This is a genomic window from Niallia circulans (assembly GCF_003726095.1).
In the GTDB taxonomy this organism is placed as follows: Bacteria; Bacillota; Bacilli; order Bacillales; family Cytobacillaceae; genus Niallia; species Niallia circulans_A.
In genome coordinates, this window is the sequence record NZ_CP026031.1 from 2,788,014 (window position 1) to 2,806,138 (window position 18,125).

Sequence of the window (18,125 nt, forward strand, 5' to 3'; positions counted from 1 at the left end):
GAGGCTGCCCATTTGGAACTAGCCTCTTCATCAATCCTTTTATTCTTTATCAAAAGTCGTCATTTTCATTGTTTTCAGTCTTACAGCTTCTGGATTAACTTGAATTCTTGCTACCTTTGTTTCCATTGCTGCTTTTGCCACAGCAGAAGCAACAGCAGGAGCAACTCTAGGATCAAAGGGACTTGGAATTACATAATCTTCATTCAACTCAGCATCCGCAACTAAGCCTGCAATCGCTTCAGCTGCTGCCTTTTTCATTTCTTCATTAATAGTGGTTGCACGAACATCTAAAGCACCACGAAAAATTCCTGGAAAGGCCAATACATTATTTACTTGGTTCGGAAAATCTGATCTTCCTGTTCCAACTATGACCGCGCCCGCTTCTTTCGCCTGTGCCGGACTTATTTCTGGTACTGGATTTGCCAGTGCAAAGATAATCGCATCCTTATTCATTGTCTGTACCATTTCTTTCGTTAAAGTATTTGCTACAGAAACACCAATAAATACATCTGCTCCCACTAAAACATCTCTCAGTGTACCTCTCGTCAACTTAACATTCGTATAAGCTGCAACAGATTCTTTCGCTGGATTCATCCCAGCTGTCCTGCCAGCAAAGATCGCCCCTTTTGTGTCACATATAATCATATTAGTTACACCATAAGAGTTGAAAAGCTTTGTAATAGCAATACCTGAAGCGCCCGCACCATTTATTACTATTTTCAAATCCTTCATTTCTTTCTTTACTATCTTAAGGGCATTTAGAAGTCCTGCCAAAGCTACAATTGCTGTACCATGCTGGTCATCATGATAAACTGGAATGGCTAATTCTTGATTTAATCTTTCTTCAATCTCAAAACACTGTGGAGCAGCAATGTCTTCTAGGTGAATGGCACCAAAAGTAGGAGCCATTAGTTTAACTGCATCTACTATCTTGTCTACATCTGTTGAATTTAAAACAATGGGGAAGGCATCTACACCTGCAAAACTTTTAAGCAATATTGCTTTCCCTTCCATTACTGGCAAAGATGCTTCAGCACCAATATTACCCAAACCAAGTACAGATGTACCATTGGTGATAAGGCCCACCATATTACCCTTCATGGTAAAGTCATAGACAGTTTCTGGATTCTCAAAAATTTCTTTACATGGTTCTGCTACTCCCGGAGAATAAGCTAAACTTAAATCTTGGGCATTTTTTACTTCCACTTTTGCATGGATTTCCAATTTCCCCTGTTTGACTTGATGCATATGTAAAGCATCTTCTCGTAAAGACATTCTATCTCTCCCTTATTTCTGTAACATGATTGCATCCTTCCATTGGATGCATTTCCTAGATAAGGATTCCCCTCCCTATCTACGATAATATAACGTAGAAACAAAAAAAGAAACGCTTTCAAGAAAAAATAAAGAATATCTTTAAAACTGTTCCAAAGCATTTCTACAGACTGCCACTCTTCTTTATCAAACCATCATTACAAGGGAATTTATCTACATAAATCCCCTATATCTAAAATTATCTGTTCTTATGCTCCACGCTGATTTGATCTTGCTCATTTATGGAAATTAAAACGTCTACCATATTAATAAAAAGGCCATTCTCTACTACCCCTACTATATTATTCAAGTCTTGATGTAATTGAGTGGGGTTTTGGATAGTAGGAAAAGAACAATCTATAATATAATTTCCGTTATCTGTTACGAAGAGCTTGCCATCTTTCTGCCGTATCGCTGTTTTGCAGCCAAATTTTCGAATGGCTTTCTCTGTATGTTTATAACCAAAAGGTACGACTTCAATAGGAAGAGGGAATTTTCCCAATGATTGGACTTTCTTGCTTCCATCAGCAACTACAATAAAGGTTTTAGCAGCACTGGCAATTATTTTCTCACGCAATAATGCTCCGCCGCCCCCTTTAATCGCAAAGAAGTTATCATCAATTTCATCCGCTCCATCAATAGCAATGTCTAATTGCTCTACTTCGTTTATATCAATCAGCTGAATTCCACATTCGCTGGCTAATTTTTCTGTAGCCTTTGACGTTGCTACACCTTTTAATTCCACCCCCTTCTTAATCATTTCTCCCATTTTTTTTATCACATAATAGGCAGTAGATCCCGTGCCAAGTCCGACTGTCATCCCATCTTTCACAAATTGAATGACTGCTGCTTCTCCGACTAATACTTTTTCATCCTGTCTTTCCATTCTGTTCACCTACACACTTTTTTTTATTCATCCAAATAGTTATCCTCCTTCTATAATAGATGATAACGCCTTCTCTTTCATCTATTTTCCTTAGAAATTTTCTCCTAAATATACTTTCACTTTATTTTTCACTTGTTCCATTTTATCTGCATTCCTCCTATAGATCGCTTTTGCTGCAATAATCATATTTTCCTTCAAAAAAAGAAGCCATTATATTTTTTGAACTGTCCGATTTCCTTTTTTGTGCCCTTTTAAATGATTTCATTTCCTCCTTAGTTATTCCGCAAAAAAAATTCCAATTTACCGAGTCATAGTTCGTTTGTCTTTCATTTGAAACTTTTTCATGCGTTTTTCGTATTTGTTAATAAACAATATAAGGGAGTTATATGATGATTATTATTGTGATTGTAATAGCTATATTCTTGAGTTCCCTAGCTGGAATTATCACGGATCATTTAGAAAAAAGGGCCAAGCTCAACAAAGCAATGCTAAAAGATCAGTTAGAGCTGGAAAGATTAAAACATGAAAATTTCTTATTAGAAACAGAAAAATTGAAATTAGAAGTGGAAAAAATGGAGAAGGAAAACAACTTATTAGAAAAGAAGTAATGGTGAATTCTATTAAAACGAAAACCGGAATACACTTCCCTTTCGGGTGCGTGGATTCCGGCTGAATCAATCCAGTATTCAAGGACATTGACCATATAATTTTTCATTATATAAACAATAACAAACTTACTGCCATCACAGCCATCCCTGCTATCAGGCCGTATATGGATAAGTGGCCTTCGTCGTATTTTTTGGCTGCTGGCAGTAATTCATCTAAAGAAATAAACACCATGATTCCTGCTACTGCTGCAAATATGAGACCGAACATAACATCATTTAGAAATGGCATCAAGATGAGAAAAGCAACTAATGCGCCAACTGGCTCTGCTAATCCTGATAAAAACGAAAGTTTAAATGCCTTTTTTCGATCACCTGTTGCAAAGTAAATGGGTACTGCCACAGCAATCCCCTCTGGTATATTATGTATGGCGATGGCAACAGTAATTGCTACCCCCAGTCCTGGATCTTGTAAAGCTGCCGTAAAGGTTGCAATTCCTTCTGGAAAATTGTGAATAGCAATTGCCAATGCTGTAAAACTTCCCATCTTTAATAAAGAATGATCTGTCCTTTTTAGATTAGATTTATTAATTTCCTCTACTTTCTTTAATTCATGTGGGTTTCCTTGCTCTGGAACAAATTTGTCGATCAAGGCAATAAGGAGAATTCCACCAAAAAAACCCGCCACCGTAAGCCAATTCCCAGTCTGTATCCCCAATGATCCTACTAATGCATCCTTTGCCTTCACAAAAATTTCAATCATCGATACATAAATCATTACTCCTGCTGAAAAACCAAGCATCCAAGAGAGAAACTTTGTGTTTGTGGTGGATGTAAAAAAAGCAAGGACACTTCCTATCCCAGTAGCAAGGCCTGCTAATAATGTTAAACCAAAGGCAATTAATAAATTTTCGGGCATTTAAATCCCCCTTTATCTACTATAATATTTCTGTGTTTTTCATTTATATAAAATTTATTTCTTCATTAAAAAATGTTTCTCTCAGGAAAAATTTTATCTAAATTCCAAATATTCGTCAATCTATACATTATGTATTATGGGTGAATTATCCATATCTCTATGCTAATCTTTTGCTTTTTTTATCCTTCTTCCCTAACCATTAACATCACTTAATACATTATACGCAAAAAGATCACTTTCTTTCCTTCCTTCTTTGTTTTTTCGAAATCAGCTCCATCTTCTAGGTAATAGTCTTATTTTTTATTATTTATCCCTTTAAACACTCTTTTAACTCCCTCAGTAATAATCGTACTTCCTATTAAATCAATAAGGAGATTGCCATTAATCATTTTAATTAAATAATAGGACAAAGTGCCGATTCCCATATCCATCATTAAAAATCTTTTCATTTGTGAAAATTCTAAAACCACAATCATTACTTCTTTTCCTCTATTGTCTTTCATTTTCCACAGCTCCCCTTTGCATTTAACGTATGAAAGCAAGAGATTGTCCGATGTCCCTAATTAATTTATTTAAGACAATAATCTTAATAGCAAAATAAAAGGTCCAAATCAAAAGTGATTTGAACCTTTTATCTATCAGCCTAATTGGCTAATGAAACTGAAATATAAGCTTTCACAGTACTATCGATTATTTTGCTTTTACATAATCTGCAGATTTCACACCAGCCTGACGACCAAAAATAATTATTTCTGCGACAGAATTACCGCCAATTCGATTTTCTCCGTGAAGTCCACCGGTAACTTCCCCTGCTGCAAATAAGCCTGGGATTGGCGCTCCTTCTTTATTAAGGACTTCTGTGTTTGTATTAATTTTTACTCCTCCCATTGTATAATGGATACCTGGGGCAATTTTAATAGCATAGAAAGGAGCTTTGGATAAATCATTGTCTATTCCTGTTGTTCTTCCGAAAGCTTGATCATCCTTATTTTTAACAGCACTATTCCATGTTTCTAGCGTGGCAGTTAACTCGTCAGCAGAAACATTCATCTTTTCCGCTAGAGCCTCGACTGTTTCTCCTTCTAATACAAATCCCATTTTTTTATACTGCTCAATAGCTTTTACACGAGATTTCACCCCAGCATCAAACACTAAAAATGCCGCTTTTTCTGGAAGCTCATTGATTGCCGCAGTAACTTTATCACGCGTGTCTAATTCGTTTGTAAATCTTTTTCCTTCTGCAGAGACCATTATTGCACCTTCTCCACGAACTGCTTCTCCTATTAAATATGATTCATCTTGTTGTACAGTTGGATGGACTTGAATTTGATCTAAATCAACGGTTGTCCCACCTAGTTTTTCAATCATTTTAATTCCGTCACCAGTACTACCAGCTTGGTTTGTTGTCACATAGTCTCCTAAATCACTTCTTACTTCTTTAATCATTTCCATATTGGCGCCGAATCCACCAGTAGTGACAACAACTGCTTTTGCAGCAATTTCTTTTTCATCGGTTTGATTGAATAATACATGGACGCCATTTACATTCCCGTCTTTTACTGTTATTTCTTTCACATCTGCATTAACAAATAATGGTATATCCTTTTCTTGCACATTTTTCAATAATCCATCTACAATGTACTGCCCAACTGCTGAGCCATCTTCAGGACGATGAGTACGTTTTTCGCTCATTCCACCTGTGATCGTTAAATTATTTAACCGGATACCAATGGAATCTAGCCAATCAATAGCACTTGCAGAATGATCAACAAAGAAACGTAACATTTCTTTATTATTTGTTCCATGACCACCCTTTAATGTCTCTTCATAAAAATTATCATTACTATCCTTAATGCCTTGTTCTTTCTGAAATTTAGTTTCTGAAGCATTCATTCCAGAAGAAGCCTTTGTTGTATTACCTCCTGCAACCGGCATTTTTTCAAGGATAACTGGATTTAATCCCTTGGCCTTTGCTTCTAACGCAGCTGTCATTCCAGCTCCGCCAGCGCCAACAATAATAATATCATAGCTGTCTTTAAGTTCTTCATATGGCGTATAACTAGTTTTGGACGCTCCTGATACTGTTTCTGCCCCCTTATCTTTTTTTTCTTGCTTTTGCGTGTTACTTGCTTTGTCGTTTCCACAACCAGCAAGGACAAGCACTAGGGAAAAAACTAAGATAAGCATAGATGTTATTCTTTTTTTCATCTTTTTACCTCCATACAGCACCTATTCTATTCATTGCTCAGGTGCCTTCATCTACCAAAGTATAGCACCAAAAACATAGTTTGTGCATAAGTTCACAAAAAAGTTAGAATTTCATTTACCTGTCACAATGGAAAATCTAAAAAGGCTGCCAATACTCTTATAAGGAGTATATCGACAGCCTATTTCCCTCTTTTTTATCGTTTTATTAATACAGATAATTCTCCTGTAAATACTTCCTCTTCTTTATCATTAAACGTCTTAAGCAATACAGTAAGAATACCGGTAGCACTTTTATTGGCTTTTTTTTCAAGAACTTTTACAATCGTATACAACTTATCACCTGGATATACAGGTTTAATAAATTGTACGTTATTCATCCCTGTTCCGGCAATAACATCCTCACCATATTTCTCCTCTTCGACCCATAGTTTAAAGGAAATAGCTAAAGTATGAATCCCTGAAGCAATTATGCCATTGAATCTTCCTTCTTTCGCTTTCGTTTCATTTACATGCAAATACTGCGGATCAAATTCTTCTGCAAACTTTATAATCTCTTCTTTCGTTAATGAAAGCGTCTTCGTTTGAAAAGTTTGTCCGATTGTAAATTCATCTAATTTCATCGTTACTTCCCTCTTCTTCTTGTAAATAATGTTTTTTCTCTAAAACAATGTAACTGGGTTCACAATTAATGATTACACTAATCTTTCATTTCCGCAAATCAAATTTATGAGGCTTAAGAGCGGGGCTTACCCTCTGATATAAAGTATTGTTACGTTATTGATACAAATACTATGTAGCGCATGAAAAAGTAATGGGAGTGGAGATCACCTGCAGACTGAATACACTTCACTTTCTAGGGCAAGCGGTGAGTTAATGCAATGGATTCGGTCCGCCAGTTTCTCTATTCCCATCTTTTGCAAAGTTCAAAACAAATAACTTTTCATTTTTTCCTTAAAGCAAGCTTTCTTCTAGTACCTTCATTTGATAAAAATAACCTTGCTTATCCATTAAATCCTTGTAAGAACCGCACTCGATAATTTCGCCATGATCCATTACAATAATTTGATCCATGGACTCTAAGCCATTTAAACGATGACTGACAATAATAAATGTATCCTGATCAGCATCTTTAAAAATTTCTTTGTAAATAGTTTGTTCTGTCTGTGCATCAAGTGATGAGGTTGGCTCATCTAATAACCATAGATGTCCTTTTTTCAAAAATGCTCTGGCAATAGCTAAGCGTTGTTTTTCTCCGCCTGAAAGATTTTCTCCTTTTTCTAATACGCGATGATCTAGGGAAAAATGTTCTAGCTGCACCTTTGCTAATACTGCTTCCATTTGTGTGTCACTAAGTTCTGATGCAGCTAATTGAAGATTTTCACGAATCGTACCATAAAAGTAATAATTCTCCTGCAAGACAACTTTTGTTTGTTCCCATATAGCCTCACCAGATACAGATGTTATATCTGCTTCTCCCCAATAAATATTTCCGGCATCTACTTCTTGCAGCTTTAAGATCAGCTGAAGGACAGTCGATTTTCCAGAACCACTGGCACCAACAATTGCCGTCTTTGACCTAGCTGGTATCGTAAAGGATATGTTAGGAATCGTGCTGCGCCAATCCCCCATGTAAGTGAATTGCACATCTTTAAACTCTAATGATGGCGGAAGGCTAGATAACTTATTAATAGCAGAATCACTATGATTCTTTTTATAACTAGGATCTTCTACCACTTCATATAAGCGACTTGATGCATCTCTACTTTCTTGCATATAAATTGGAAATACAGCCATTGGAGCTGCAGACTCAAAGACAGTTAAAGAAATCATAACAAGCATTGCTAAAAATATCCCCTCAAGCATGCCATTCGCAACTAAATAGGCTCCAACTCCTATGACAGTCCAACTTGTAACCAACGTGATAAAACCATTAAATGATTGACTCGATACTTTATTTAAATTTTCTCGTTTTTGTTCATTGATATACGATTCAGAACGATTTAATAGCTGTTGTTGTTTATATGGTAATTGATGAAACAGCTTTAATTCGCGAAACCCATACATCACCTCTGTAATATGGGTGGATAAATCACCTCGCGCATGCCTAACTTTCCCTTTAATATTAACCTGCTTTAAGGAAAATAGTGCCGGAATGATAATTGTCGTCAAGAAAAAACCAAGTAAGAGAATCAGCGCAATGGTGATGGAATAAAAACTAGTAAATAAGATCGTGCTGACAAAAACAAGTAAGAGCACAAGCGGTGGGTAAAACACCCTTAAAAAGAAATTTTGCAAGCTTTCTACATCTCCAACTACACGCGCAAGTAAATCTCCGCTTCTATATTTATGAAATATTTGCGGAATAAGCGGCGTCAATTTTTCAAAGAAAGCCACTCGCAAATTACTTAAAATCGTAAAAGTTGCTCGATGTGATGAAAGACGTTCTCCATATTTTGCTCCTGCTTTAACAAGACCAAGTAACTTAACAGTTGAAGTTAATATAATTAAAGTATAGAAGGGAGGAATTAATGCCGACTTAGATATAAGATAACCACTTGCAGCAAATAAGCCGACACTGCTAATTCCAGCAATAAAACCACATACTACCGCTATAATAATGTCTTTTTTCTCTATTAACATTAATCTCATTATTTTCTGCAGCGCACTCATTACTGTGCCCTCCCTTTTTGAATCATTACTATCTCCTTATATGCAGGTGAAATTTCTAATAATGATTCATGTGTCCCAACAGCTTGGAGTCTCCCATTTTCTAAAAAAAGAATTTGGTCAGCATTTTTTATCGTATGCAAACGATGAGCAACGGTAATCACCGTAGCTGTCTCCTTTAATTTTTGAATTGACTGCTGTAAGATTTTTTCAGTAGCTAAGTCAAGTCCACGCGTTGGTTCATCCAACAATACAATATGAGGCTTTTTCAGAAAAGCACGTGCTATCGAAACTCTTTGTTTTTCACCGCTAGAAAGCCCTCTGCCAGCTTCACCAATTCGAGTATCAAAGCCATGTTCTAATGAATTAACTAGTGGTGCAATTCCCGCTAATTGTGCTGCCGTTTCAATTGCCTGCATCCCAACTTCCTCTGTCGTTCCCATCGCAATATTCTCGCCAATCGTTCCTGAAAAAATATAAGGAGTTTGCGATATATAAGAAATCCTTTCTAACCAAGCAGCTTCTGTATATTTAGTGAGTGCTTCATGATTAATATAAATCGTCCCTTTTTCAGGAGTAATCATACCTGCTAATAAGTGAAGCAAGGTTGTCTTGCCAGCACCACTTGCGCCTACAATGGCAATTTGCTGCTTAGGTAAAAAAGTTGCTGTTATCGACTGTAGTCGGAAGTTAGTATTCGTATAAGCAAAATCAACTTGATGAAGCTGAATGGTTGGCGGTACTTTCCACTTAGGAAAGGTTTGCTTTCCCCATAAAGTGGGTTCATCTTCCTCTTCAAACACTTCTAATACCTTTTTTGCCGCTCCCATGCTGCTTCTGCCATTATGAAACGTTACACCCAGTTCTTTTAAGGAAGTATAAAATTCTGGAACCAATATTAATATCAAAAAAGCCGTAAAAAAGGAAATACTTTCATAAATAATTAATTGAATAGCAAGTTCTAAAGCCACAATTCCAATACTTAGCATAGATATTAGTTCAAGTGCAAAGGATTGTGTAAAAGCAATCTTCAATATTTCTAGTGTTGTATCGCGAAAGCTCAAACTACTTTTTTCTAATTCGCCTTTTTGCCGATTTGTTTGAGCAAATAGTTTTAACGTCACTAGCCCTTGTAAAGTTTCTAAAAATTTACCAGAAAAAGAAGCTAGTTTTTCCAGCTTCTCCTCCGATTTTTTTTGGGTTTTGATTCCAATTACGATCATATAAATCGGAATAAACGGGGCAGAAACAATTAAAATAATCCCTGAATTCACATGCTGAGTAAGAATAACAAGCAGCATTAAAATTGGCACAAAGGTACTCTGCATAACCTGGGGGATAAACTGGCTATAAAAACTATCCATCTCATCCACACCGTCAAGAAGCATGCTTACCTTTTCGCCTGTCTGTCCTTTTTCATTCAGCTGGACAGAATTAGCAACATATTTTTTTAATAAATTCTTTCGTGTTTCCCCTTTTACCTTGCTCGCAATCGAAACACCAATTCGTTTACTTATATAATCGGTACTTGACCTTACAAATAGGATAATAAGCAGCAGCAGCAACCACGGTATAATCGCTGAAAACGACTGTTCTTTTAGGAAAACACCGTCTACAATGGACGTCATCACATATGCCTGGGCAACAATCGCAAATCCTAGTATTAAGGTTAGTCCAAATAAACAATAAATCTTTTTCTTATGCATCCAAACTGTTTTCTTTATATTTTGCATAATGATTCCGCCTTCTTATTTTTTTCCTTTGGCATAATCTGCATCGAATAAAAACAGGCGCATCAATAATATTAGGGACGGAATTAACAGTAAAAGTCCTCCAATGAAGGCAATGATAAGCGCCATTGCCATGGATGGATTTGTGGCACTATCCTCAATATTGATGTATGGATAGAGCAAATAAGGATATTTAGCCATTCCGTATCCGAAAAAGGCAAAGAGAAACTGCAGCATAATGGCAATAAAAGCAATCCCATAATTCCTGCCTATATATAATAGACCGATCCCAATAATAAAAAAGCCCATTGATAAGCCAAATACCCACCATAAATCCAGCATATTTTCGTAGTTAACTTGGTTTCTCTGACTTAAAGCAATCATTGTTGTCAACGCCATAATAATGGTTGGCGTTGCCCAAAATAATGCCCATTTACGTACTAACTGAAGTGCAGCTAGATCTTTTGCCCTTGAGGCATAATAAGTAATAAAGCTTGCACTAATAAATAGAACAGATACAATCGCTAGCGCAACAATACTCCAAGCTAGCGGACTAGTAAATAATTCGAAATACTTTAACGAAACTTGGCCATTATGTTCAGAAATATATCCTCCTTCTGATATCGTTAAAGCGACTGATAATGATGCTGGGATAAATAGTCCTGTCGCTCCATATAGAAACATATAAACATTACTTTGTTTAGAACCGTAATTTTCAAAAGCATAAAAGGAACCGCGAATAGCTAGCAAAACGATTGCAAAACTTGCAGGTACCAGCAATGCGGAGCCATAATAATAGGCTGAAGAAGGAAAGAAACCAACAATACCTACAAAAAAGAAAACTAAAAACACATTCGTTACTTCCCATACTGGTGATAGGTAACGTGAAATGATTTGATTAATGATATGGTCTTGCTTTGTAATCTTTGCATAATAAGCAAAAAATCCTGCGCCAAAGTCAATCGATGCTACAATTAGATAGCCATACAGAAATAACCATAGTACCGTAATCCCGATTACCTCATAACTCATTTTTCAATCCCCTCTTTCCATTCAGGGTAGTTCTTTTCTAACTCCAGTTCTGCTGGATTGTCTTTAAATAATTTTCGTAAGGTGATCGTAAATAGAGTGCCAAGGACTATATACAGTGCTAGAAATAGAAAAAACATCTGCAAAATATAAGGAGATGATGTAGCTGCCTCATCCACAGTCATATATCCTCTTACTATCCATGGCTGTCTTCCCAATTCTGCAAAAACCCATCCAAGTTCTACAGCTAACATGGCAAGCGGCCCACTAATAGCGATTAACCATAGCATTAATCTATTATGCTGGTTCCAGCGTTTAAACCTAGCTAATACAATATATAAGAACGAGATTCCTAAAAGGAAGAATCCAATGGATACCATCGAATCAAATAAATAGTGGATGACCAATGGCGGTCTTTCTCCTTCTGGGGTAGCTTCTAACCCTGTTACTTCGCTCGTAAAATCGCCATGTGCTAAAAAGCTTAAAAAGCCAGGTACTCGAATCGCTCCAACGACCTCATTCTCATCATTCAACCATCCAAATAGAAGGAGATCTGCATTCTCTTCTGATTCAAATAGCCATTCTGCTGCAGCTAGCTTTTCTGTCTGATGTTTGGCTAAATATTTGGCCGATACATCCCCTGCTAATGCAGTAATTACGGAAAAGATAAACATAGCGATAACCGTCATCTTTAGTGCTTTTTTATGATATTCTCGTGCACCTTTGTTTCGCAATAACGCAATAGCAGCAATCGTTGCTAGTATAGCTGCTACAGTCAAATAGGAACCTCCTAAGACGTGAAAAATTCTAGTCGGTGATGATGGGTTTAACATCGCTTTTAACGGATTAACCGCAACAAATTCTCCATCGACCATAGTAAATCCATTAGGCGAGTTCATAAAAGAATTTACTGTCGTTATAAAAACCGCAGACATCCCTGCACCAATTACAACTGGTAATGTTAATAGCCAGTGCGTATATTTCCCTTTAAAGCGATCCCATGTATATAAATAAATTCCTAAGAAAATCGCTTCAAAGAAAAATGCAAATACTTCCATAAATAGTGGCAGTGCTATGACATTACCTGCAAGCTGCATAAAGTTTGGCCATACTAAAGATAGCTGTAGAGCAATGGCTGTTCCCGTTACTACTCCAATCGCAACCGTTATCACAAATCCCCTCGACCATCTTTTGGCTAGCAATTCATAATGCTTATCCTTCTTTCTAATACCGATAAATTCAGCTATAGAAATAAACAATGGTACTCCAACCCCTAATGTAGCAAAGATAATGTGAAAGATAAGGGTCATTGCTGTAATCATCCTGCTAATGGTGACTGTATCAAACTCCATGTTTCTCCCTCCTGTTTTCCTTAGTGAAATATTGAGCAAGTTTAAGCTATATATTAATATTTTGGATTTTAATCATGGATACTATCTATACTTCTTTATTAATACCCTAATTATTAAGTACTTATGTACTTATCCAAAATATACGAATACTGATATTAACACTATGATTATAATGTTAACATAAGGAGGTGGAAGTAATATGTGTACACTTTTAGAAGGATTTTTTTTCCATCTTCACAGTGGCGTTTTTTACATAAAAAAGAACCAACTCCATTTTGGATTGGTTCTTGCTGGCTTATTTATTTTTTCTACTTAAGATGATTAGCAAAATTAAATCTACTTGAACATTCAGCAGACAGTACATTTTTACACTGCTTCATTTCCATGAACTTTTTCATCCGGAATCAATAACAGACCTAATTCGTGGTGATCGCCCTCAAATAGAGCCCTTTGTACGAAACGAATTTCGCCATGACTATCAAAGACCTCCAATTTACAATGGGCAGAATTCTTCTGTAAAGCTTTATACAATTGAATTTTATCTTGAACGGGAATACTATTTACTTTCGAAATCATTTCTCCAATTCTAAGTCCCATTTTATCAGCAGGCGAATCTGGTACAATTCCTAAAATTACTACCCCATTATTTTTTCTAGAAAAATAAAAGGATCTGTTTTTTTCTTTATTTCTCTGTTTTGAGGTAATCCATTCACGACCGATAATTGCTACAAACACTAGACCAAGTGATGCAAGCGGGTATAAATAAGTTGCCGCTCCACCTACTATGACAAAAGAACCAAGGATAATTAGATTTCGCCCCACATTTCTAATAGCAACAATAGGATGCTCTCCTTGCACTTCTAGCTTTGCGCCAATCAAGAATGGAACGAAAATTAAAGAATAGGTTTGATTGGCAATAGTAAACATAGGCCACCATTCAAATGGAATTGTCAGTACGCCTGAAGGGATAAATAAAAACACCGGCATGAGCCATGCTCTTTCAAGTAAATGAACACCTATAACTTGGCCTCGTTTACTTTTCTTTAATCGCGGGGAAGTCCCTTTTACTCCGTTTCCACGAACAAATATTCCCTCGGAAATAATCAATAATCCTAATAAGATAATTGCCGTTGGAAAAATATACTCAGAAGGCTGAAGATTGCTTTTAGAAAACAAGAAATAATCCAAGCCAAGAAAAACAGACACACTACTTGCTATAATGCCTAGACCAGCCGTGTAAACAGGTGATAATATTCTTGTTTTTCCAATTAAAGCAAATATTATGGTGAAAATTCCTGTGAAAATAATAAATTCCATTGGAACTACTAAAACAAGACCAATTGAAAGAATAGAAACACATAGCCCTACAATTATCCCTCGTGGAAGTAATTGTCTCAGTTCAAAATAAGCATCCTGTGCTCTTACTGTGAAATTTCTTCTTTCTTTTTTCACTCTAGAAACCCCTAAAAAAGCGGCAAATAGAAATGATAAATAAAAAACAGGATTCAAAAATAATTTACCAAATCCTTTTAATAGTTCAAGCAGCCAATCTTGCCACATAAAAACTTCCTCCATCCTTACAATAAGCTTTCAATCTATTCATTCCTCGAAATAAAGGAATTTAATCTTTTTGATAGTATAAATCTATTATATTCTACTCATATGGTAATAGAAAGACTATGTGGAAGAAATATCTATCTTTTTATCTGCTTTTCTAATTATATACTAGTTTTTTATACTAAAAAAGCTAACAACCCATTACAGTCGTTAGCTTTTATTCATTAATGTTTAGTTTCTTGCCATGGAAGCTTTCACTTTAGCTACAACATTTTCCACCGAAAATCCATACTCTTGGAAAAGTTTATCCGCCGGAGCTGAAGCACCAAAATGATCAATGGTGATACATTCTCCTTTTGCTCCGACATATTCTCTCCAGCCAAGTGATGCACCAGCCTCGATAGCAACACGTGCTTGAACGCTTTCTGGCAGAATACTTTCTTTATATTCAGGAGATTGCTTTTCAAAAAGATCCCAGCTTGGCATACTTACCACATTTACAGAAATTCCTTCTTCTGCTAAAGCTGCTTGTGCATTGATTGCAAGGGATACTTCTGATCCTGTTGCCAGAATTAATGCCTGCGCTTCTCCTTGAGCTGGGGAAACAATGTATGCACCTTTTTTCACCCCTTCGTAGGCTTCTCCCTTCGTTAAGTCGAGAGTCGGCAGGTTCTGACGTGTCAATACTAGTGCTGTTGGTGTATCTGTACTTTCTAATGCCAGTTGCCATGCTGCTGCTGTTTCTTTGGCATCTGCTGGACGAATAATCGATAATCCTGGCATAGCGCGTAGGGAAGCCAATTGTTCAATTGGCTCATGTGTTGGACCATCTTCTCCGACAGCAATACTATCATGTGTGAATACATATGTTACTGGTAGTTTCATTAATGCTGCTAAGCGGATTGCTGGGCGTAAATAATCAGAGAATACGAAGAATGTTGCGCCAAATACTTTTACACCACCATGTAGTGCTAATCCGTTTAATGCAGCACCCATTGCAAATTCACGTACACCAAACCAGATATTTCTACCAGCATATCCATCGATAGCAAAGTTCTTTTCAGCAGTCATTAACGTCTTATTGGATCCTGCTAAATCAGCTGAGCCACCAAATAAAAATGGAAGTTCTTTCGCTGCTGCTTGAATCGTTTTCCCAGAAGATTCTCTTGTTGCCATCGATTCCCCTGCAGTAAATTCAGGTAGCTTTGCTTGCAAATCAGCTGGTAATTTCCCCTTGATTGCTGATTCTAATTGAGCAGCTAATTCCGGATAGGCTGCTTTATAATTTTCATAAAGTTCATTCCATGCTTTCTCTTTATCTGCGCCTGCTTGTGCTAATGCCGCATAATGCTCCGATACTTCTGCTGGAATATAGAATGCTTCTTCATATGCCCACCCATACGTTTGTTTTGCTAATTGTGTTTCAGAAGCTCCAAGCGGTGCACCATGTGATGCAGATTTTCCGCCTTTATTTGGAGAACCATATCCAATTACGGTTTTCACTTCAATGAGAGAAGGAATATCTGATTGTTTCGCCTTTATAATAGCCTTATGAATTTCTTCTATATTATTTCCATCTTCCACACGAATAACTTCCCATCCATATGCTTCAAAACGTTTTGGAACACTTTCAGAGAACGAAAGATGCAAATCACCATCTAACGAGATATCATTGGAATCATATAATACTACTAATCTACCTAATTTTAAATGGCCTGCAAGAGATGCTGCTTCTGCCGATACTCCTTCCATTAAATCGCCATCACCGCAGATGCTGTACGTATAGTGATCTACTACTGGATAATTTTCTTTATTATAAGTTTCTGCCAAGTGTCTTTCTGCCATTGCCATTCCTACTGCCATCGCGATTCCTTGTCCCAATGGGCCAGTAGTTGCTTCCACACCTGGAGTATGGCCGAACTCTGGATGACCTGGCGTTTTACTTCCCCATTGACGAAAATTTTCCAAATCATCAACCGTTACATCATATTGAAATAAATGCAACAAGCTATAAAGAAGCATGGAACCATGTCCTGCTGATAAGACAAACCGATCACGGTTAAACCAATTAGGATTAGCCGGATTATGATTCATTTCCTTTGCCCATAATGTGTATGCCATTGGTGCTGCCCCCATTGGCATTCCTGGGTGACCAGAATTTGACTTTTCAATAGCATCAATGGATAATGTTCGAATTGTATTAACTGCTAGTTTTTCTACATTTGCAACAACTGTATTAGTCATACTATCATTCCTTCGTAATTTTTATTTAAATAAAGAACTCCTTCTTTTTTAACTGCTATTTCTCCTGTTGGACTATCATTTTTTATCCATAATGAAATGATTTCCGCTATTTCGTTTGCTAAAATTCGGTCAATTGTTGTTGGATTGGTTCCCATGCACAGAGCTTCATCAATTTCCGTGTATTTCCAATCCACATTTAAAGAGCGAATCAGGTTCTTCTCTACACTTGCTTTGTTTAAATGACTATAAACTAGTACAGAAGAAGTTTGAAGAGAATTAAAACTATTATCGATTTTATTGCATAAAAGCTCTACTTCTTCTAATTCATCCGTATTTGCTAAAAAATGACCATCTACCGCCATGGAAATATCTTGGAGCATATGATTCGATGGGAACCCGTTTATAGCAAAACCAAACAATCTTGGTTTATCATATTTTAGCGAATGAATGGTATCTTTTACCTTCAGAACCATTTGCGTGATACTATTAATTGCGGTGTCATAGCCTAAAGACCAATCTGAACCTTTGATATTATTATAAATAGAGACAGGAACATATAAGGAATGGATCGTTTCGCTCGCTGCAAATGTCTGCGTCCATCGTTCTTTTGCCTGTTCATCGCCAATAAAAATTATACTGTCCATCGGAGAACAGATTTCTTCCCATCTGATATTGTCTACTAATGGTGATGGCTTCAATACAGAATCACTTAAATAGGGAGAATCATTATTCACAATAAATTCAAGATAGTCCGCTTTCCCTGTTTCTTTATTCACTTCAATCCCAAATAATTGATGAGTTGGAGTCCATTCATTAAACATTTTATGAATAATCTGCTTTACCCCTGCAGGCAGTAGCCCTGCAATAATGATGCCTATCTTCAAAATGGATGCCCCCTGTTTACCGTTATTTATTTAGTCTTATAGATTTCTATTGATTAGCTGTTTTCCATCCTTTTATCTTTATAAGCTTTATCGATCTATCAACATAGGTATTTCTCTAATTCCCCAATAGCTCCGACTCTTCTTTCATGTCTTCCACCTAAAAATTCCGCCTGAAGCCATGTTTCTACTATTAGCAAGGCCAAACCTTCTCCTGTCACTCTCTCTCCTAAACATAGGACATTACTATTATTATGTTCCCTAGTAGCTTTCGCGGAAAAAACATCTCCAACTACAGCTGCTCGTATACCATTTATTTTATTTGCCGCAATACTCATTCCGATACCAGTTCCACAACAAAGAATTCCTAAATCATTTTGCCCTCTAACAATCGATTCTCCCACTTTTTTGGCATAGTCTGGGAAATCTACACTTCCTCGACTGTGACAACCAAAATCTTCTACTTCTACTTCTTGTTCTAATAAATACTTCTTCACTGCTTCCTTGAGCAAAAATCCACCATGATCACATGCAATAGCTAACTTCATGCTCCTCATCCTTTCTATTAGTCAACTCTATTAATCGGATTCAGAATGGGAAAAGACGTATTATTTCCTTCCAGGAAGAACCAAATAATAGAATCATGAAACAATCAACTCTCATGCCCATTACATTCTGTTAGTTCCTTTTGGCATGTTCATTTTATCACATAAATCCTAGTTGACTGTATACG

General features: G+C 36.6%; 15 protein-coding genes. 1 reads left to right on the forward strand and 14 read right to left on the reverse strand.

Features of this window, described 5'->3' with window-relative positions:
- Positions 1–39 precede the first annotated feature (39 nt).
- Entirely contained in the window at positions 40–1,275 is a 1,236-nt protein-coding gene (gene ystJ, locus C2I06_RS13595; RefSeq protein WP_095330337.1) for an NADP-dependent malic enzyme, read from the reverse strand.
- A 238-nt stretch (positions 1,276–1,513) separates the two neighbouring features.
- Positions 1,514–2,200: a ribose-5-phosphate isomerase RpiA gene (gene rpiA, locus C2I06_RS13600; protein ID WP_123258213.1), complete on the reverse strand. Its 687-nt coding sequence runs from the start codon at positions 2,198–2,200 to the stop codon at positions 1,514–1,516.
- Between the two features lie 389 nt (positions 2,201–2,589).
- On the opposite strand from rpiA, the gene C2I06_RS13605 reads away from it, so the two are divergent.
- Positions 2,590–2,808 (forward strand): hypothetical protein, encoded by a 219-nt coding sequence (locus C2I06_RS13605; RefSeq protein WP_095330335.1) that lies wholly within the window; start codon positions 2,590–2,592, stop codon positions 2,806–2,808.
- Positions 2,809–2,914: 106 nt separating this feature from the next.
- Here C2I06_RS13605 and zupT read toward each other — a convergent pair whose 3' ends face one another.
- The 12 genes from zupT to rpiB form a co-directional block, all read right to left on the reverse strand.
- Positions 2,915–3,724 (reverse strand): zinc transporter ZupT, encoded by an 810-nt coding sequence (gene zupT / locus C2I06_RS13610; RefSeq protein ID WP_095330334.1) that lies wholly within the window; start codon positions 3,722–3,724, stop codon positions 2,915–2,917.
- Positions 3,725–4,017: 293 nt separating this feature from the next.
- Positions 4,018–4,227 carry a hypothetical protein gene (locus tag C2I06_RS13615; RefSeq protein WP_123258214.1) on the reverse strand — a complete coding sequence of 70 codons (210 nt, stop codon included), beginning with the start codon at positions 4,225–4,227 and terminating at the stop codon, positions 4,018–4,020.
- 187 nt (positions 4,228–4,414) lie between these two features.
- Entirely contained in the window at positions 4,415–5,932 is a 1,518-nt protein-coding gene (locus C2I06_RS13620) for a flavocytochrome c (RefSeq protein ID WP_095330332.1), read from the reverse strand.
- A 194-nt stretch (positions 5,933–6,126) separates the two neighbouring features.
- Positions 6,127–6,552, reverse strand: a complete 426-nt coding sequence (locus C2I06_RS13625) for a MaoC family dehydratase (RefSeq protein WP_095330331.1) — start codon at positions 6,550–6,552, stop codon at positions 6,127–6,129.
- Between the two features lie 331 nt (positions 6,553–6,883).
- Entirely contained in the window at positions 6,884–8,602 is a 1,719-nt protein-coding gene (gene cydC / locus C2I06_RS13630; RefSeq protein WP_123258215.1) for a thiol reductant ABC exporter subunit CydC, read from the reverse strand.
- A complete protein-coding gene (gene cydD, locus C2I06_RS13635; protein ID WP_123258216.1) occupies positions 8,602–10,332 on the reverse strand; it encodes a thiol reductant ABC exporter subunit CydD in 1,731 nt (576 codons plus the stop codon). Before cydD ends, cydC begins: the two co-directional genes overlap by 1 nt.
- Before the next feature lie 15 nt (positions 10,333–10,347).
- The gene (locus tag C2I06_RS13640; protein ID WP_123258217.1) at positions 10,348–11,361 is read right to left on the reverse strand and encodes a cytochrome d ubiquinol oxidase subunit II; all 1,014 of its coding nucleotides are present in this window, start codon (positions 11,359–11,361) and stop codon (positions 10,348–10,350) included.
- Positions 11,358–12,710: a cytochrome ubiquinol oxidase subunit I gene (locus tag C2I06_RS13645; RefSeq protein ID WP_095330327.1), complete on the reverse strand. Its 1,353-nt coding sequence runs from the start codon at positions 12,708–12,710 to the stop codon at positions 11,358–11,360. Before C2I06_RS13645 ends, C2I06_RS13640 begins: the two co-directional genes overlap by 4 nt.
- 366 nt (positions 12,711–13,076) lie before the next feature.
- Positions 13,077–14,270, reverse strand: a complete 1,194-nt coding sequence (locus C2I06_RS13650; RefSeq protein ID WP_095330326.1) for a PDZ domain-containing protein — start codon at positions 14,268–14,270, stop codon at positions 13,077–13,079.
- A 228-nt stretch (positions 14,271–14,498) separates the two neighbouring features.
- Positions 14,499–16,511, reverse strand: a complete 2,013-nt coding sequence (gene tkt / locus C2I06_RS13655; RefSeq protein WP_123258218.1) for a transketolase — start codon at positions 16,509–16,511, stop codon at positions 14,499–14,501.
- Positions 16,508–17,395, reverse strand: coding sequence for a 6-phosphofructokinase (locus C2I06_RS13660; RefSeq protein ID WP_123258219.1), 888 nt, complete (start codon positions 17,393–17,395; stop codon positions 16,508–16,510). Before C2I06_RS13660 ends, tkt begins: the two co-directional genes overlap by 4 nt.
- Before the next feature lie 98 nt (positions 17,396–17,493).
- A complete protein-coding gene (rpiB, locus tag C2I06_RS13665) occupies positions 17,494–17,940 on the reverse strand; it encodes a ribose 5-phosphate isomerase B (RefSeq protein ID WP_123258220.1) in 447 nt (148 codons plus the stop codon).
- Positions 17,941–18,125: the final 185 nt, after the last annotated feature.